Genomic DNA, 17,891 nt, shown 5'->3' on the forward strand with positions numbered 1-17,891 from the left:
GGCGTGCCGGGCGGAAGCCCTCGTACTGGACGTACTCGGGATTTCGCCCGGTGCGGCGAGAGTGCGTGCCGGGCGTCGCGGGGCAGACACGACTTCGACGACAGCCCCTAGGGCGCCCCCGCCCGGCCGTGCGGGGCGGGGCGGGCGTTCCTACGATGGAACCGACCGTGCTCGGGGCCTCGGGGAGCGGAGGCGAGCCACCATGCCCACACCCCGACGCGCCGCCCCGCCCCGGCCCCGGCCCCGCACCCGTCGCGGCGGGGCCCCGGCGGCCGTCGCGGCCGCGCTGCTGCTCGTCCTCGCGGGCGCCGGAGCCGCCCCCGCGGCCGCCGCCCCCGCTCCCGCCACCGCCACGGCGGTGCGCGCGGACCTCGACCCGGTTACCGTGCGACGGCTCGACGCGGCGATCGGGGCGGTGATGGAGAAGACCGGGATCCCGGGCGTCAACATCGGCCTGTGGATTCCCGGGCGGGGCCAGTACGTGAAGGCCTTCGGCGTCGCCGACACCAGGAACCGCACGCCCCTGAAGACCGACATGTACAGCCGGATCGGCAGCGTCACCAAGACCTTCACCGTCACCGCGGTCCTCCAGCTCGTCGACCGGGGCAAGGTCGGCCTCGACGACCCCGTCTCGAAGTACGTCGACGGGGTCCCCGGCGGCGAGCACGTCACCGTGCGCCAGCTCGCCGCCATGCGCAGCGGGCTCTACAACTACACCGAGGACCCGCGGTTCCTCGACGCGCTGCGCGCCGACCCGCACCGGGCCTTCACCCCGCGCCAGGTGCTCGGGTACGCCTTCGCCCATCCGCCGAACTCCGCGCCGGGCACGAAGTGGCAGTACAGCAACACCAACACGGTGCTCCTGGGCCTGCTGGTGGAGAAGGTCTCCGGGCAGCCGCTGGCCGGTTACCTCCGGGAGCACGTCCTCGACCCGCTGAAGCTGTCCGCCACCTCGCTGCCGGCCGGGAGCGCCCTGCCCGAGCCGCACGCCCACGGCTACACGGACTTCGCCCCCGGCGGGGCGGTGGTCGACGCCACCGACTGGAACCCGTCCTGGGGCTGGGCGGCCGGGGCGATGATCTCCGGCCTGGAGGACCTGCGGACCTGGGTGCCCGCCCTGGTCGGCGGCGCCCTGCTGAAGCCCGCCACGCAGGCGGAACGGCTGCGCATGGGCCCGACGGGCGTCCCGGACCTCGGGTACGGCCTCGGCATCGCCGACTTCAACGGCTGGACCGGGCACAACGGCGACCTGCCCGGCTACGAGACGATCGCCGCCGGCCTGCCGGGGAACAAGGCCACCCTGGTGATCCTGATCAACTCCGACACCGACCGGGGCGGCTCGCTCAGCAGCCAGGTCGCGCACGCCGTCACGCGGATCGTCACCCCGGACCACGTGTGGAGCGCCCCCGCCCCCGTACCCGACACCCAGAGCTCGCCCTAGGGCCTTCCCGGCCCGCCCGCCGCCAGGTCGAGGTCGGCAGCGACGCGGGCCGCGACCTCCTCCGCGTACAGGGCGTCCGCGCGGTCGAAGGCGGGGCGCGAGGGGCCGCGCAGGAAGGTCAGGGCGCCCAGGGTGCGGCCGCGGCTGCGGAGCACCGTGCACAGGGCGTGGGCGGCCCCCTGCGGCCATTGGCGGGCGCCGGCCCAGTCGTCGGCCGGGCCGCCGGCGGGGGCGCTGGCCCGCACCGGGCCGATCCGGTCCAGCGCCTGGAGCGCCGGGTGGGAGGCCCCGTAGCGGACGGGGATCGCGCCGGGCCCGGGCAGCAGCAGGGCCAGGCCGGAGGAGGAGACGCCCGAGCGGACGAGCCGCCGCTCGGGGCCCGCCGTCCGCACCAGGTCGACCAGCGCGTGTTCCGCGAACCCGGCCAGCGCGAAGTCCAGCCGGACGGCGGCCGCCTCCGCCGGGTCCTCGCACTCGGCGGCGGCCCGTCCCGCGCGGTACAGCTGGTTGGCCCGGAACCGCAGCTGCCCGGTGTCCAGCTCGGCCTGCCGGGCCTCCGTGACGTCCTGGAACAGCCAGCCGACCCCCAGCGGTACGGGCTCCTCCGCGAGCGGCGAGGACAGCCGCAGGAACCCGCAGCGCCAGCAGCGCCGGCGCACGCCCTCCGGGGTGTTCACCGACACCCACAGCTCCATCGGGGCGGGCGGCGCCCCCTCGGCCAGCACGTGCTGGAGCGCACCCTCCAGTTCCTCGACGCCCTGCGCGAGCAGGTCGGCGAGCGGCCGTCCGAGCAGGGCGGTGCGGCCCGCTCCGAAGGCGCGGGCCGCGTGGGTGTTGACCACCGCCGGGCGCAGGTCCACGTCGACGAGGACGACCCCCCAGGAGGCGTCGTCCATCAGCGCCTCGCTGAGGGCGATGGAGCGTTCCAGATCGATCTGGGCGTGCACCTCGCTGAAGGCGCAGTAGACCCCCGCCGGTTTCCCGTCGGCGCCCGGCACCCCGGCGGACTGGGTGCGGACGAGGATCCGGCCACCCTCCTTGGTCAGCAGGGCGAACTCGTGGACCTGGCGGCCCGCCGCGTGCTGGGCCGCCATCAGCCGTTCCTGCACGTCGTCCGCGTCTGCGGGGCGCGCGGCCCAGCCCGCGAAGCCGCGGCGGCCGACGGCTTCGGCGGCGCTCCAGCCGAGGACCCGCTCGGCCTCGCGGTTCCAGTGGGTGATCACGCCGTCGGAGTCGAACGCGCACAGGGCGGCGTCCATCCCGTCGAGCAGCGCTGCGAGCAGATCGTCGGCGGCGGTATCGGAACGTCCGGAAGCACTCACCTGGCACCCCCTGCAGGTGTTCGCGTGTGCGGCACGTCAGATCATTGAACTGGAACGTGACCCACACCACACCCGCTTCCCGGAATCGTCCCGGAATGTCCGCCCGGCCGGGCGCCGGTTTCCGGCGCCGTCAGTCGAGGCTGACGATCAGGACCAGCGCGACGACGAAGACCACGAGGAAGATCCCGCAGCCCCACAGCATCCCCGCCATCACCCGGCCCTCCCGGACCACCTGGCGCTCCATCCGGGCCCGCGCCCGCGGGTCGGGGGCCCAGTCCGGGCCGCGCAGCTCCTCCCAGGCGGCCCTGATCAGGCCGATCTCGCGGACGACGTCCACGTGGTTGTCGTCCACGTACATGAGCTGGACCCGGCGCCCGGTGGCGTCGTACGCGTACGAGATCGTGCGCGGCTGGTTCTTGGCCATGGCCGCGCCGGGATTGGGCACGGCCCGGATCTCCTGGATGTCCTCCCAGGCCAGCCGACGGCTCCCGGTGAAGCGGCGCACCCTGATGCCCTTGAGGTCGGCGGAGGTCGCGCAGCGCTTCGAGGCCCACAGCAGCCAGCCGAAGAGGGCCAGCACCAGCGCGATGAGCAGCAGCTTCACCTCGCCGGGCGCGCCGTCCAGGGTGACCACGGACAGCACGATCCCCGGCGTGCCGATCCCCGCGGCGACGTAGACGGCGGACATCTGCTGGGACCGGATCCGGTAGTCGCGCGGCAGCAGCTCGGCGTTCATGACACCCCTCCCCCGATGGCGGAGGAGCCAGTGTAGGGACCGACTCCCTTGCGGAGAAGGGTAGTTGGGAGGGCCACTCGAAGCCGAGGGAGGGGCGCGGAGGGGCGCGGAGGAGGGCCGGAAAAATAAGGTTGAGGACCTCCGCGGGGAGGCCTAGGCTCTGCCGTACACGAGAAGGGAGGTGGTTCCCGAAATGTACGGAAACCGGACGCGTGAGGTGACTGCGGGCTAACGGCCCGTCGTCGCACGCACCCAGTGCGGTGCCCGGCGGGTTCGCCGAGCGCCAATCCCAAGCAGTCACCCGACCCGCGGGCTCGCCGGTACGTCCGGCCGGCTCCTCTCACTGCAGGAGAGGAACCCGAGCCCGCGGGTCGTCTGCATGTCCCGGCCCTCAGGGGCAGAGGCGCTCCACGTGCCACCTGCCGCCGTCCAGGACGTAGCGCAGCCGGTCGTGCAGCCGGTTCTCGTGGCCCTGCCAGAACTCCACCGCGTCGGGCACCACCCGCACCCCGCCCCACTGCGGCGGCACCGGGACCTGCTCGCCCTCCGGATAGCGCGCCTCCAGCTCCGCGTACCGGCGGTCCAGCTCGGCGCGCGAGGCGATCACCGCCGACTGCTCGCTCGCCCAGGCGCCCAGCTGGGAGCCGTGCGGACGGGACCGGAAGTAGGCGGCCGTCTCGTCCCGGCCGGTCCGGGCGGCGCTGCCGGTGACGATGACCTGCCGGGCGATCGGATGCCAGGGGAAGAGCAGCGAGACGTACGGGTTCGCGTCGATCTCGCGGCCCTTGCGGGATCCGTAGTTGGTGAAGAAGACGAAGCCCCGCTCGTCGAACTGCTTGAGCAGCACCGTACGGGAGCTGGGGCGGCCCTCGGGGGTGGCCGTGGAGACGACCATCGCGTTGGGCTCGAAGACGTGCGCGACGGCGGCCTGCTGGAACCAGCGGGCGAACTGCGCCATGGGCGTGTCCGCCAGGGCCCCCTCCTCGACGAGCTCGGAGCGGTACTGCCTGCGCATGACGGCGGGGTCAAGGTCCTGATGGGTCACGCGGGCCATCCTGCCGCAGGACGGCTGCGGCGGGTGTGCCGTATGTCACGCTTCCGAAGCCCGGGCGGACCGGACAAAATCTTGGGGCCGGTCCGAGGGTCCCCGCACGGATGACCATCGGCCGTGCCGGGCATCAACGGGGATGACCGCGCCGGACCGCGAATCACGCCGGGAGCCGCGCGTGTTCGCACTATCTGAGGAGCCGCCTGATGTCCGATTTCGTACCCGGACTCGAAGGGGTCGTCGCGTTCGAGACGGAGATCGCCGAGCCCGACAAGGAAGGCGGATCGCTCCGCTACCGGGGGGTGGACATCGAAGACCTGGTCGGCCACGTCTCCTTCGGGAACGTCTGGGGCCTGCTGGTCGACGGTGCGTTCAACCCCGGCCTGCCGGCCGCCGAACCCTTCCCCATCCCGGTGCACTCGGGCGACATCCGCGTCGACGTCCAGTCCGCGCTCGCCATGCTCGCGCCCGTGTGGGGCCTGAAACCGCTGCTCGACATCGACGTGGCGACCGCGCGCGACGACCTGGCGCGGGCCGCCGTCATGGCGCTGTCCTACGTCGCCCAGTCCGCCCGCGGCCAGGGCCTGCCGATGGTCCCGCAGCGCGAGATCGACAAGGCCGAGTCCGTCGTCGAGCGGTTCATGATCCGCTGGCGGGGCGAGCCCGACCCGCGCCACGTCAAGGCCGTCGACGCCTACTGGACCTCCGCCGCCGAGCACGGCATGAACGCCTCCACCTTCACCGCCCGGGTGATCGCCTCGACCGGCGCGGACGTCGCCGCCGCGCTGTCCGGCGCGGTGGGCGCGATGTCCGGGCCGCTGCACGGCGGGGCGCCGTCCCGCGTACTCGGCATGATCGAGGAGATCGAGCGCACCGGCGACGCCGTGGCGTACGTGAAGAAGGCCCTGGACAAGGGCGAGCGCCTGATGGGCTTCGGGCACCGCGTCTACCGGGCCGAGGACCCGCGCGCCCGCGTGCTGCGGCGCACGGCCAAGGAGCTGGACGCCCCGCGCTACGAGGTGGCCGCCGCGCTGGAGAAGGCCGCGCTGGAGGAGCTGCACGCCCGCCGGCCCGACCGGGTACTGGCGACCAACGTGGAGTTCTGGGCCGCGATCATGCTGGACTTCGCGGAGGTCCCGGCGCACATGTTCACCTCCATGTTCAGCTGCGCCCGTACCGCCGGCTGGTCGGCGCACATCCTGGAGCAGAAGCGCACCGGGCGCCTGGTGCGGCCGTCGGCCCGCTACATCGGGCCGGGCCGGCGCAACCCCGCGGACATCGAGGGGTACGCGGACATCGCCGAGACCGCGTAGGCCCGCGGCGGGCGGTCCGGACGCGGCGCCGTGTCCCGATGGGGGCGCGGCGCCCCGGGTCGTCCGGGGGGCCTCGGGGCGCGGGCCCGGCGGGCCGCCCCGGGGGCCTCGGGTCAGGGGCGGGCCGTGAAGAGGGCTTCGGTGATCTCCGTGACCTCGCTGAAGCCGAGCCTGCGGTACAGGCCGACGGCGGTGGCGTTGTCCGCGCGGACGTTCAGCCCGATGTGGTCCACGCCCCGCGCCAGCCGACGGCACAGCTCGGCGACGCACGCGCCGCCGGCGCCCCGCCCGCGCACCCGCGGGTGCGTGGCGACGTTCCCGATCGCGGCCACCCGGTAGGTGAGCGAGTGGACGTGCACGCCCGCCACCGCGACGAGCCGTCCGTCCTGCCTGGCCCCGACGTACTGGCCGGTGTCGAGCATCCGGTGGTCGAACCAGTTGCCCGGGTACGCCTGCGCGAACAGCTCGGTCAGCTCCGGCAGGTCGGCACGGGACAGCGGGGCCGGCCGCCACGGTCCGGCCGGATGCCGCGCGGCCCGGTCCGGTTCGGTCAGCTCCATCCGCAACAGGGTTCCCTGCGGCCGTACCTCGTACGCGGACTCCAGCGCCTTCGCGGCGGTTCCGGTCAGGTGCCCGAGGAAGCGCCGGGGCAGCACGGGCAGCAGCGCCTCGGCCAGTTCCTCCAGGGCGGCGGCCCGCTCGGGGCGGGTGAAGCCGAGCAGGGTCGGCGTCTCGCCGACCGTGTACAGCAGCGCCACCGGCCCGTCCTCCCCGACCGTGTACCAGCTGGTGTGCGGCCACAGGAGGTCGTCCAGGTCACCCAGCTCCATCAGGTGCAGGGCCGGATCGCGGGCGAAGCGGTCGGCCAGGGCGGATCGGTCGTGCAGGCTGCGCAAGGTCACCCGCACACCCTACGGGCGGCTCAGGCGAGGGCCGCGTCGAGGATGCGCGACCACTGCGCGACCACCCGGGCCCGGCGGGCCGTGTCGTCGGTGAGGACGTTGGCCAGGCCGAGGCCCCGGGCCATGTCCAGGAGGCCCTGCACGGTCTCCCGTACGCCGGGCACCGACTCGTCGGCGCCCAGCAGCTCCACCGCGATGCGATGGGTCTCCCGGCCCACGCGGGCCTCCAGCTCGGTGACGCGGGGGCGCAGCTGCTCCTCGTTGGAGGCCGCCACCCAGAGCTGGAGGGCGGCCCGGAAGAGGGCGCCGGTGTACAGGTCGATCAGGGCCTCGACGACCGCCGGACGTGGGGCCGGAGCGGCGTGGAACAGCTCTCGCAGGGCGGTGGAGCGCTCCTCGGCGACGTACTCGACGGCCGCCGTGAAGAGCTCCTCCCGGGTGCGGAAGTGGTGCTGGGCGGCGCCGCGCGAGACCCCGGCGCGTTCGGCGACCACGCCGACGGTGGAGCCCGCCCAGCCGTGGTCCGCCAGGCAGGACACCGCCGCCTCCAGGAGGTGGCGGCGGGTGACCCTGCTGCGGGCCTGCTTCGGCTCCTGGCGGGGGGTGGCGGCGGGCTGGGGGGCGGCGCTGGGCCGGGGGGCGCTGGGCTGGGGGGCGCCCGTGGTCAGCGTGCCCACGAGGGCTCCCGGCGTTCGAAGCGGGCGGTGATGCCCTCGCGGGCCTCGTCGGAGGCGAAGAGCCGGGCGGAGAGTTCGCTCAGGCGGGAGCCCTGCTCAGCGAGGTCGGCCCGGAGGCCGGCGGTGACGAGCGCCTTGGTCTGCGCCAGTGCGCCGGGGGCGGCCTTGCGGAGCCCGTCGAGGACGGGCCGCAGGGCCTGGTCGAGGTCCTCGCCGGGGCCGGTGTGGAGGGTGAGGAGGCCGATGCGGGCCGCCTCGGCGGCGTCGAAGCGTTCGCCGGTCAGGAAGTAGCGGTTGGCCGCGCGCGGGTCGAGCCGGGGCAGCAGGGGGATCGAGATGACCGCGGGGGCCAGGCCGAGGTGGGTTTCGGTCAGCGCGAACGAGGCCTCCGGACCGGCTGCCGCGATGTCGCAGACGCCGAGCAGGCCGAGGCCGCCCGCCCGGACGTGGCCGCTCACGCGGGCGACGACCGGCACGCGCAGCTCGGCGATCTCGCGGAGCAGGGCGAGGAAGTCGGCGGGGTCGCAGGGGGACTTGAGGTCGGCGCCCGCGCAGAAGGTGGTGCCGGTGTGGGTGAGGAGGACGGCCCGGGTGGCGGGGTCGGCCGCGGCGGCGGCGAGGGCCGCCCGGAGGGCGGCGACGAGGGTGCCGGAGAGGGCGTTGCGGTTGGCCGGGGAGTCCAGGGTGAGGGTGGTGATGCCGGACGCGGGGGCGGCGGCGTGCACTGGTGGGGCCATGTCTCCTCCGGAGGGGGGCGGGTGGGGCGGGGGCCGGGGCGGGTCGGGGGTGGGGCCGGGGCCGGTGCCGGGGCGGGGCACCGTCCGGGACGGGCATGATTTATGGCGCCCTGTCCGCGTCCGAGTGTGCGGGCGGCACCGCGCGCCAACAAATCACGTTTTAGTCCCGGACGGCACCCCGCCCCGTCCCCGTCCCCGGCCTGGGGAGCGGACCGTGGGCCCGTCCGTGGCCTGGGCCTGGGGAGCGGACCGTGGGCCCGTCCGCGGCCTGGGCCTGGGGAGCGGACCGTGGGCCCGTCCGCGGCCTGGGCCTGGGGAGCGGACCGTGGGCCCGTCCGCGGCCTGGGCCTGGGGGCGGTGCGGTCAGTACGACTTGGGGAGGCCCAGGGTTTGGTGGGAGATGAAGTTGAGGATCATCTCGCGGCTGACCGGGGCGATGCGGGCCACGCGGGAGGCGGTGATGAGGGAGGCCAGGCCGTAGGCGCGGGTGAGGCCGTTGCCGCCGAGGGTGTGGACGGACTGGTCCACCGCCTTGACGCAGGCTTCGCCGGCCGCGTACTTGGCCATGTTCGCCGCCTCGCCCGCGCCCATGTCGTCGCCCGTGTCGTAGAGGTGAGCCGCCTTCTGCATCATCAGGCGGGCCAGCTCCAGGTCGACGTGGGCCGCCGCGAGGGGGTGGGCGACGGCCTGGTGGGCGCCGATGGGGTCCTTCCAGACCTGGCGGGTCTTCGCGTAGTCCACGGCCTTGGCGAGGGCGTAGCGGCCCATGCCGATCGCGAAGGCCGCCGTCATGATCCGCTCGGGGTTCAGGCCCGCGAAGAGTTGCAGGAGGCCCGCGTCCTCGTCCCCGACGAGGGCGGAGGCGGGGAGCCGGACGTCGTCCAGGGTGAGTTCGAACTGCTTCTCCGCCGCCTGGAGTTCCATGTCGATCACCGAGCGGCCGAAGCCCGGGGCGTCGCGGGGGACGATGAACAGGCAGGGCTTGAGGCGGCCGGTGCGGGAGTCCTCGGTGCGGCCGACGATCAGGGTGGCGTCGGCGATGTCCACGCCGGAGATGAAGACCTTGCGGCCGGTCAGGAGCCAGTCGTCGCCGTCGCGGCGGGCGGTGGTGGTGATGCGGTGGGAGTTGGACCCGGCGTCGGGTTCGGTGATGCCGAAGGCCATCGTGCGGCTGCCGTCGGCGAGGCCGGGGAGCCACTCGCGCTTCTGGGACTCCGTGCCGAAGCGGGCGATGACCGTGCCGCAGATGGCCGGGGAGACCACCATCATCAGCAGGGGGCAGCCCGCGGCGCCGAGCTCCTCCAGGACGATGGAGAGTTCCGCTATGCCGCCACCCCCGCCGCCGTACTCCTCGGGGAGGTTGACCCCGAGGTAGCCGAGCTGCGCGGCGTCCGCCCACAGCTCGTCGGGGTGGCCGCCCTCGCGGGCGCGGCCGGCCAGGTAGTCGCGGCCGTACTTGCGGCCGAGGGCGGCCACCGCCGCGCGCAGGGCCTGGTGTTCGTCGGATTCGATGGGGCTCATGCTTCCTCCTGGACTACGGCGAGCAGGGCGCCGAACTCGACCTGTTGGCCGGTGGCGGCGTGGAGCGCGGTGAGCGTGCCGGAGGCGGGGGCGAGGATGCGGTGCTCCATCTTCATGGCCTCCAGCCAGAGCAGGGGCTGCCCGGCGGTGACGGCGGTGCCGGGGGCGAGTCCCTCGGCGACGCGGACGACGGTGCCGGGCATGGGGGCGAGCAGGGAGCCCGGTGCGGTGCGGTCCTGGGGATCGGGGAACCGGGGGACGGGGACGAGGGCGTGGGCGCCGAGCGGGGAGTCGACGTAGACCGTGTCGGCGGTGTGTTTCACGTGAAACACGCGCCGGACGCCGTCGACTTCGAGGGTGACCAGGGCGGAGGTGGCGGCCAGGACCCGGACCCCGGGGTGGTCCACGGGCCCGTACTGGACCTCGTACTCGGTGCCCGCGGCGGTGTAGCGGCGGGTCTGCGGCTGCGAGCGCAGGTTGCGCCAGCCGCCGAGGCGGGCGGCGAGCGGGGCGCCCTCGGCCGGGGCCGCGCCGGCGAGGGCGGCGGCCAGGGCCGCGAGGGTGGCGTCCGGGGCGTCCCCGGTGAGGGCCGGCAGGTGGCGTTCGTAGAAGCCGGTGTCGGGCGCTCCGGCGGTGAACTCCGGGTGGCGCAGGGAGCGCACGAGGAGGTCGCGGTTGGTGGTGAGGCCGTGGATGCGGGCGCCGGCCAGGGCGCGGGCCAGGACGCGGACCGCCTCGGCGCGGGTCGGTGCGTGGGCGACGACCTTGGCGAGCATCGGGTCGTAGTGGATCCCGACCGGGTCCCCGGCGCTGAAGCCGGTGTCGACGCGGACCCCGTCCGGGAGGTCGAGGGTGTGCAGGGTGCCGGTCTGCGGGCGCCAGTCCAGGGCCGGGTCCTCGGCGTAGAGACGGGCTTCGACGGCGTGCCCGGAAGGCTCGGGGGGTGTGGGCGGCAGGGCCGCGCCCTCGGCGATGCGCAGCTGGAGGGCGACCAGATCGAGGCCGAAGACGGCTTCGGTGACGGGGTGTTCGACCTGGAGGCGGGTGTTCATCTCCAGGAAGTACGGGCGGCCGTCGGCGGTGACGAGGAACTCGACGGTGCCCGCGCCCCGGTAGGCGACCGCGCGGGCGGCGGCGACGGCGGCCTCGTGCAGGGTGGTGCGCAGGGGGGCCGGGAGGCCGGGGGCGGGGGCTTCCTCGATGACCTTCTGGTGGCGGCGCTGGAGGGAGCAGTCGCGGGTGCCGAGGGCCCAGACGGTGCCGTGGGCGTCGGCCAGGACCTGTACTTCGACGTGGCGGCCGCGCTCCACGTACGGCTCGGCGAAGACCTCCCCGTCGCCGAAGGCGGAGGCTGCTTCGGCGGTGGCCGCCTCCAGGGCCTCCTTGAGGGCGTCGAGGTCGCGCACCACGCGCATGCCGCGGCCGCCGCCTCCCGCGGCGGCCTTCAGGAGGAGGGGCAGGTCGGCGGGGGTGGCGGTGGCCGGGTCGACGGGGTCGAGGAGCGGGACCCCGGCGGCGCGCATCAGGTCCTTGGCCCGGGTCTTGGAGGCCATGGCCTCGATGGCCCCGGGCGGCGGCCCGATCCAGGTGAGACCGGCGGCGATGACCTGCCGGGCGAAGTCCGCGTTCTCGGAGAGGAAGCCGTAGCCGGGGTGGACGGCGTCGGCTCCGGCGGCGAGGGCCGCGCCGATGACCAGGTCGGCGCGCAGGTAGGTGTCGGCGGGGGCCGCGCCGGGGAGGCGGACGGCGGCGTCGGCGGTGCGCACGTGCAGGGCGTCAGCGTCGGGGTCGGAGTGGACGGCGACGGTGGCCAGGCCGAGGGCGCGGGCCGTGCGGAAGATCCGTACGGCGATCTCGCCCCGGTTGGCGACGAGGAGGGAGCTGATCGGGTTCGTCATCTGCGGGCTCACATCCGGAAGACGCCGAAGCCGCCACGGGCGCCCTCGACGGGGGCGTTGTGGACGGCCGACAGGCACAGGCCGAGGACGGTACGGGTGTCGCGGGGGTCGATGACCCCGTCGTCGTACAGCCGCCCGGAAAGGAAGAGGGGGAGGGATTCGGACTCGATCTGCGCCTCGACGAAGGCGCGCATCCCGGCGTCCTGTTCCTCGTCGTACGGGAGGCCCTTCGCGGCGGCCGACTGGCGGGAGACGATCGACAGGACGCCGGCGAGCTGGGCGGGGCCCATGACGGCGGACTTGGCGCTGGGCCAGGCGAAGAGGAAGCGGGGCTCGTAGGCGCGTCCGCACATGCCGTAGTGGCCGGCGCCGTAGCTGGCGCCGATGAGGACGGAGAGGTGCGGGACGCGGGAGTTGGACACCGCGTTGATCATCATCGAGCCGTGTTTGACGATGCCGCCCTGCTCGTACTCCTTGCCCACCATGTAGCCGGTGGTGTTGTGGAGGAACAGGAGCGGGATGTCGCGCTGGTTGGCGAGCTGGATGAACTGGGCGGCCTTCTGCGATTCGGCGCTGAACAGGACGCCCTGGGCGTTGGCGAGGATGCCGACGGGGTAGCCGTGGAGGCTGGCCCAGCCGGTGACGAGGCTGGTGCCGTAGAGGGGCTTGAACTCGTCGAAGTCGGAGGCGTCGACGAGGCGGGCGATGACCTCGCGGGGGTCGAAGGGGGTCTTCAGGTCCGCCGGGACGATGCCGAGGAGTTCCTCGGGGTCGTAGAGGGGTTCGGGGGCGGGCGGCGGATCCTGGTGCGGTTTGCGGTGGTTGAGGCGGGCCACGATGCGGCGGGCCTGGCGGATGGCGTCGTACTCGTCGACGGCGTAGTGGTCGGCGAGGCCGGAGGTGCGGGCGTGCATGTCGGCGCCGCCCAGGGACTCGTCGTCGCTCTCCTCGCCGGTGGCCATCTTCACGAGGGGCGGACCGCCGAGGAACACCTTGGAACGGTCCTTGATCATGACCGTGTGGTCGGACATGCCGGGGATGTACGCGCCTCCGGCGGTGGAGTTGCCGAAGACGACGGCGACGGTCGGGATGCCGTCGGCCGAGAGCCGGGTGAGGTCGCGGAAGACCGCCCCGCCCGGGATGAAGATCTCCTTCTGGGAGGGCAGGTCGGCGCCGCCGGACTCGACGAGGCTCACGCAGGGCAGCCGGTTCTGTCGGGCGATCTCGTTGGCCCGCAGCGCCTTCTTCAGGGTCCAGGGGTTGCTGGCGCCGCCGCGGACGGTGGGGTCGTTGGCGGTGATCAGGCAGGCGACGCCCTCGACGGTGCCGATGCCGGTGACCATCGAGGCGCCGACGGGGTGGTCGCTGCCCCAGGCGGCGAGCGGGGACAGCTCCAGGAACGGGGTGTCGGGGTCGAGGAGCAGCTCGACGCGCTCGCGGGCCAGCAGCTTGCCGCGCTGCCGGTGGCGGGCCGTGTACTTCTCGCCGCCGCCCGCGAGGGCCTTGGCGTGCTCGGCGTCGAGTGCGGCGAGGCGTTCCAGGGCGGCCGTACGGGCCCGCTCGTGTTCGGGGGCGGCGGGGTCGACGGCGGTGCGCAGACGGGTCATGAGCGGGGCCCCTCCGGGGTGGCTGACGGGTCGACGGGGGCGGGCGCGGGGGCCGGGGCGGGGGCCGGGGCGGGCGGCAGGAGGTGGGTCGGGACGTCCAGGTGCCGGGCGCGGAGCCATTCGCCGAGGGCCTTGGCCTGGGGGTCGAAGCGGTGGCCGGACGCGACGCCGTCGCCGAGGAGGCCGGGAACGGTGAAGTTCAGCGCGCGCAGGTTCGGGAGTTCGTGGCGGGTGACGGGCAGCGCGGCCGTCTCGGGGAGCAGCGCCTGGAGCCGCGCGGTGGTGAGGGTGGCGCGCAGCCACGGCCAGGCCGCCTCGTCGGCGGCCCAGACGCCGATGTTGGCGTCGCCGCCCTTGTCCCCGCTGCGGGCTCCGGCCACCAGGCCGAGGGGGGCCCGGGTGGTGGGCACCCCGGGATCCGCACCGGGGGCCGCTCCGGCGGGGCCGGGGTCCGTGGCGGGCGGGTCCGTGGCGGGCGGGTCCTGGGCGGGCCGGTCCGTGGCGGGCGGGTCCGTGGCGGGCGGGGCCGTGGCGGGCGGGTCCTGGGCGGGCCGGGCCGTGGGGGGCGGGTCCTGGGCGGGCCGGGCCGTGGGGGGCGGCGTCCGGGACACCGGCGGGGCGGGCGGGACCGGGAGGCGGGCGCCGTCCGGGAGGACCGCCGTGTGCGGGACCCGGCCGGCGGGGACGGTGGCCGCGGTGAAGACGCCATAGGGCTGGGCCGGGCCGGGCGGGGAGGTGACGTGGAAGCCCGGGTAGCTGCCCAGGGCCAGTTCGACCGCCGCCGAGGTCAGGGCGCGGCCGACCCGGTCGGGAGAGGCGTCGCGGACCACCAGCCGCAGCAGGGCGCTGGCCGTCTCCTCGGTGGCGGCGTCCTCGTGGTCGGTCCGGGCCAGCGTCCACGCGGCGGAGGCCACCTCCGCGAGGGGGCCGGCCAGCTGCTCGCGCACCAGGGCGGCCTTGGCTTCGACGTCGAGGCCGGTCAGCACGAAGACGACCTCGTTGCGCCAGCCCCCGATGCGGGTCACGCCCACCTTGAGGGTGGCCGGCGGGGGCTCCCCCACGGTCCCGCTGATGCGCACCCGGTCCTCGCCGTCGGGCTCCAGGCGTACGGTGTCGAGCCGGGCGGTGACGTCCGGGCCGAGGTAGCGCGCGCCCTGGGTCTCGTACAGGAGCTGCGCGGTGACCGTGCCAGGGGTGACGGCCCCGCCGGTGCCGGGGTGCTTGGTGATCACCGCCGTGCCGTCCTCGGAGATCTCCGCGAGCGGGAAGCCGGGGCGGCGCACGTCGTGGGCGGTGAAGAAGGAGTAGTTGCCGCCGGTGGCCTGGGTTCCGCACTCCAGGACGTGTCCGGCGACGACCGCTCCCGCCAGCCGGTCGTGGTCCTCGGGGCTCCAGTCGAACCACCAGGCGGCGGGCCCGCTGACCAGGGCCGCGTCGGTGACCCGGCCCGTCACGACCACGTCCGCGCCCGCCCGCAGGCAGGCGGTGATCCCGGCGCCGCCGAGGTAGGCGTTGGCCGTGAGCGCGCCCTCCTCGTACGGCATGAGGTCATCGCCCTCGACGTGCGCGACGCTGACGGGGACGCCCGCCTTCGCGGCGAGTTCCCGTACGGCGGCCGCCAGCGCGGCGGGGTGCAGGCCGCCCGCGTTGGTGACGATCCGCACGCCCTTCTCGTGCGCGAGGCCCAGGCAGTCCTCCAGCTGCCGCAGGAAGGTCTTGGCGTAGCCGAGGCCGGGGTCCTTCAGGCGGTCGCGGCCGAGGATGAGCATGGTCAGCTCGGCCAGGTAGTCCCCGGTCAGCACGTCCAGCGGACCGCCGGTCAGCATCTCGCGCAGGGCGCCGAGCCGGTCCCCGTAGAAGCCGGAGGCGTTGGCGATGCGCAGCGGGCGGCGGCCCATCAGGCCCCCCGCGGGGCGCGGCCGGAGCCGGCCGGGCCGGCGAAGGCCTGGGCGATGTCCAGCCAGCGGGCGGCGTCGGGGCCGGTGGCGGTGAGGCCGAGGTCGGCGCGGTGGGCGCGCTGGGTGACGAGGAGGCAGAAGTCGAGGGCGGGGCCGGTGACGCGCTGCGAGGCGTCGGCGGGCCCGTACACCCACACCGCGCCGCCGTCGGGGGCGCCGAGCTCGACCCGGAACTCCCCGTCGGGCAGCGGAAGTCCCCGTACGGCGTACGCGTAGTCGCGGGCCCGTACGCCGATCCGCGCGACGTGCCGCAGCCGGGCGGTCGGGGTCCGGGAGACGCCGAGGGCGTCGGCGACGTCCTGGCCGTGCGCCCAGGTCTCCATCAGGCGGGCGCTCGCCATGGAGGCGGCCTTCATCGGGGGCCCGTACCAGGGGAAGCGGGCGTCGGCCGAAGCCTCGGCGAGCGCGGCGCCGAGGGTGCGGCGGCCCTCGCGCCAGCGGGCGAGCAGGGCGGCCGGGTCCAGCCGGGCTCCTTGCGCCGCGCCGTCGTCGACGAACGTGCCGGGGGCCTTCAGGGCCTCCTCGGCCTGGCGCGCGAAGCCGTCGGCGTCGGTGAGGGCGAGCAGCGCGGCCCGGTCGGTCCAGTGCAGGTGGGCGATCTGGTGGGCGATGCTCCAGCCGTCGGCGGGCGTGGGCCGTGCCCAGTCGGGCCCGGGCAACGCGGCTACCAGAGCGTCGAGTTCCCCACCCTCCTCCCGTAGATCGGCGAAGACGGCGACGGCGGACGGATCGGGCACGGCGTGCTCCCCTCTCGGCGTGGGGGGAAGCCTGGCAGCCACCGGCAAAACAATCAAGCATGCTTGCATGATTTTCGCCGGGCCCACCCGATTCCCGCCACGGCCGCCAACTTCCTTCGACTGCGGGCCGGTTGGCCACCGCCGTCCACCGCCCGCGCACCGCGCTCCGGCGGCGGTAGCACGGCCGGAGGGATCCGGCCGTGCGCCGGGAAGCGGCGGGAGGCCGGGCGGGGGCGCGCCGATACTGGGGCTCCGCCACCCGCCCGCCCCCACGCGCCGGCACAGCCACATCCCCATCCGCACCCGTCCGTCCGCACCGATCGACGACCGCCGGCATCGACGACACCCGACGACGAGGATGAAACGCCGTGTATCCAGCAGCGCTCTCGCTCCATCCCGAACTCGACGCGACCGCCCTCGCGGTGTTCGCCGCCGCCCTGGAGAGCGGCGACACCGCCGGGCTGCCGCCCGCCCGCGCCGCGGAGGTGGAGGCCGTCCGGGAGGCCGCGGTCTTCAGCCGCGGCAAGGTGGCCGGTACGGGCGGGGACCTGCTCGACGCCGCGCTCTGGCGGCACACCGGCTCCGCGCCCCGCGCGGCCGTGGTCATGCCCGCGTCGTGGACGCCGCTGGGCTGGGTGCTGTACGCCGTCCAGGCGAGCGTCCTCGCCGCCCGCGGCTACGACGTCCTCGCCTACACCGCCCGCGGGTTCGCCGCCTCCGAGGGACAGGCGGACGCCGCCGGACCGCTCGACGTCGCCGACGGCGGCCGGGCCCTGGACCACCTGCTGGAGCGCACGGCCGGTCCCGTCACCCGGATCGGCTTCCTCGGCCAGTCCTTCGGCGCGGGCATCGCCCTGCTCGTCGCCGCGCACGACCCCCGGGTGGACGCGGTGGCGGCGCTCGGCGGCTGGGGCGACCTCGCAGAGGTGTTCCACGAGAACGACACCCCGCGCGCCTCCGCCGTCCGGGCCCTGCACGCGGCCGCGGCCCGGGCCCGGCTGAGCCCGCGCACCGAGCGGGTGCTCGCGGACGTGCCCGCCGGGCGGGACGCCGGGGAGGGCCTGCGGTGGGCGGAGCAGCGCTCGCCCACCGCCCACGTCAAGGAGCTCAACCGGCGCCGGGTGCCGGTGTTCCTCTCCCACGCCTGGCACGACACGCTCTTCCCGGTCAACCAGACCCTGGAGCTGTTCGGCGAACTCACCGGCCCCAAAAGGCTCGACCTCTCCATCGGCGACCACGGGGCCGCCGAGGCCCCGGGCCTGGCCGGCCTGCCGAACCGGATCTGGACCGACGCCCACCGCTGGTTCGACCACCACCTCGGGGACGCCGGCAACGGCATCGCCGACGAGGGCCAGATCCTCGGCGAGGTCATGTGGAGCCGCACCCTGGAACCCCGCCCCACCTGGCACGCCCTCACCCGGCGGGTCCGCCGCCTGCACCTGAACGGCTCCGGGGAGCTGGCCGAGGCGCCCGAGGCCGGCTGGACGGCCGGGGTGGTGTGCGGGGTGGACACCCCGGTGGTGGTCGCGGACGAGCACGTGCGCTCCGGGTACGCGGAGCTTTCGGGCCGGCCGAAGTCCTACCCGGCCGGCGCCCTCGACCGTACGGTGGCCGCCGTCTGGACCGCCGCGCCCGCCCGCGAGACCACCCGGCTGCGCGGCACCCCCCGGCTCCGCGTCACCTACCGGGCCGCGAACCCGGGCTCCTCGTTCGTCGCGTACCTGCTGGACCTGGCGCCCGACGGCTCGGCGCGGCTCGTCTCGCACGCCCCGTACAGCGACCTCGGCTCCGCCCCCGACAGCCTGGTCGGCGCCGGCCTCGACCTCCAGGCCACCGCCTACGACGTCCCGCCCGGCCACCGCCTGATGCTGGTGGTGTCCGGACGGGACCCCTTCTACGGTGACGCCAACCTCCCCCGCGCCACCCTCGCGTTCACCTCCCCCGAGCCCACCCCCTCGTACCTCGACCTGCCCCTGGACTGACCCCCGTACAGA

General features: G+C 75.2%; 14 protein-coding genes. 3 read left to right on the plus strand and 11 right to left on the minus strand.

The window, feature by feature from the left end:
* The first annotated feature begins 202 nt into the window (after nucleotides 1–202).
* Nucleotides 203–1,441: a serine hydrolase domain-containing protein gene (locus ACGFXC_RS28660; protein ID WP_393717523.1), complete on the plus strand. Its 1,239-nt coding sequence runs from the start codon at nucleotides 203–205 to the stop codon at nucleotides 1,439–1,441.
* Here ACGFXC_RS28660 and ACGFXC_RS28665 read toward each other — a convergent pair.
* The 3 genes from ACGFXC_RS28665 to pdxH all read right to left on the minus strand — a co-directional run bounded on the left by ACGFXC_RS28665 (nucleotide 1,438) and on the right by pdxH (nucleotide 4,553).
* Nucleotides 1,438–2,763 carry a PAS domain-containing protein gene (locus ACGFXC_RS28665; RefSeq protein WP_393717525.1) on the minus strand — a complete coding sequence of 442 codons (1,326 nt, stop codon included), beginning with the start codon at nucleotides 2,761–2,763 and terminating at the stop codon, nucleotides 1,438–1,440. The two genes, ACGFXC_RS28660 and ACGFXC_RS28665, sit on opposite strands and share 4 nt — an antisense overlap.
* A gap of 130 nt (nucleotides 2,764–2,893) precedes the next feature.
* Entirely contained in the window at nucleotides 2,894–3,499 is a 606-nt protein-coding gene (locus tag ACGFXC_RS28670; protein WP_393717527.1) for a PH domain-containing protein, read from the minus strand.
* Nucleotides 3,500–3,890: 391 nt separating this feature from the next.
* Nucleotides 3,891–4,553, minus strand: a complete 663-nt coding sequence (gene pdxH, locus ACGFXC_RS28675; RefSeq protein ID WP_393717529.1) for a pyridoxamine 5'-phosphate oxidase — start codon at nucleotides 4,551–4,553, stop codon at nucleotides 3,891–3,893.
* 200 nt (nucleotides 4,554–4,753) lie between these two features.
* On the opposite strand from pdxH, the gene ACGFXC_RS28680 reads away from it, so the two are divergent.
* Nucleotides 4,754–5,860 carry a citrate synthase 2 gene (locus tag ACGFXC_RS28680; RefSeq protein ID WP_362130779.1) on the plus strand — a complete coding sequence of 369 codons (1,107 nt, stop codon included), beginning with the start codon at nucleotides 4,754–4,756 and terminating at the stop codon, nucleotides 5,858–5,860.
* Between the two features lie 113 nt (nucleotides 5,861–5,973).
* Here the strand turns inward: ACGFXC_RS28680 and ACGFXC_RS28685 are convergent, their stop codons facing one another.
* From ACGFXC_RS28685 to ACGFXC_RS28720, 8 genes are all read right to left on the minus strand, one after another.
* Nucleotides 5,974–6,762: a GNAT family N-acetyltransferase gene (locus tag ACGFXC_RS28685; protein ID WP_393717532.1), complete on the minus strand. Its 789-nt coding sequence runs from the start codon at nucleotides 6,760–6,762 to the stop codon at nucleotides 5,974–5,976.
* Nucleotides 6,763–6,782: 20 nt separating this feature from the next.
* A complete protein-coding gene (locus ACGFXC_RS28690) occupies nucleotides 6,783–7,313 on the minus strand; it encodes a TetR/AcrR family transcriptional regulator (RefSeq protein ID WP_393717829.1) in 531 nt (176 codons plus the stop codon).
* A gap of 113 nt (nucleotides 7,314–7,426) precedes the next feature.
* Entirely contained in the window at nucleotides 7,427–8,176 is a 750-nt protein-coding gene (locus tag ACGFXC_RS28695; RefSeq protein ID WP_393717534.1) for an enoyl-CoA hydratase family protein, read from the minus strand.
* A 363-nt stretch (nucleotides 8,177–8,539) separates the two neighbouring features.
* Complete coding sequence (locus ACGFXC_RS28700; RefSeq protein WP_393717536.1) at nucleotides 8,540–9,697, minus strand: acyl-CoA dehydrogenase family protein; 1,158 nt, start codon at nucleotides 9,695–9,697, stop codon at nucleotides 8,540–8,542.
* The gene (locus tag ACGFXC_RS28705) at nucleotides 9,694–11,595 is read right to left on the minus strand and encodes a biotin carboxylase N-terminal domain-containing protein (protein ID WP_393717538.1); all 1,902 of its coding nucleotides are present in this window, start codon (nucleotides 11,593–11,595) and stop codon (nucleotides 9,694–9,696) included. The genes ACGFXC_RS28700 and ACGFXC_RS28705 overlap by 4 nt, the downstream gene beginning before the upstream one ends.
* A gap of 8 nt (nucleotides 11,596–11,603) precedes the next feature.
* Nucleotides 11,604–13,202, minus strand: coding sequence for an acyl-CoA carboxylase subunit beta (locus ACGFXC_RS28710; RefSeq protein WP_393717539.1), 1,599 nt, complete (start codon nucleotides 13,200–13,202; stop codon nucleotides 11,604–11,606).
* Nucleotides 13,199–15,100: an acyclic terpene utilization AtuA family protein gene (locus ACGFXC_RS28715; RefSeq protein WP_393717540.1), complete on the minus strand. Its 1,902-nt coding sequence runs from the start codon at nucleotides 15,098–15,100 to the stop codon at nucleotides 13,199–13,201. Before ACGFXC_RS28715 ends, ACGFXC_RS28710 begins: the two co-directional genes overlap by 4 nt.
* Complete coding sequence (locus ACGFXC_RS28720; RefSeq protein ID WP_393717542.1) at nucleotides 15,100–15,897, minus strand: TIGR03084 family metal-binding protein; 798 nt, start codon at nucleotides 15,895–15,897, stop codon at nucleotides 15,100–15,102. Before ACGFXC_RS28720 ends, ACGFXC_RS28715 begins: the two co-directional genes overlap by 1 nt.
* Nucleotides 15,898–16,265: 368 nt before the next feature.
* On the opposite strand from ACGFXC_RS28720, the gene ACGFXC_RS28725 reads away from it, so the two are divergent.
* Nucleotides 16,266–17,879 carry an alpha/beta fold hydrolase gene (locus tag ACGFXC_RS28725; RefSeq protein ID WP_393717544.1) on the plus strand — a complete coding sequence of 538 codons (1,614 nt, stop codon included), beginning with the start codon at nucleotides 16,266–16,268 and terminating at the stop codon, nucleotides 17,877–17,879.
* Nucleotides 17,880–17,891: the final 12 nt, after the last annotated feature.

Origin of the sequence: Streptomyces sp. NPDC048507 (assembly GCF_043199995.1) — a bacterium.
In the GTDB taxonomy this organism is placed as follows: domain Bacteria; phylum Actinomycetota; class Actinomycetes; order Streptomycetales; family Streptomycetaceae; genus Streptomyces.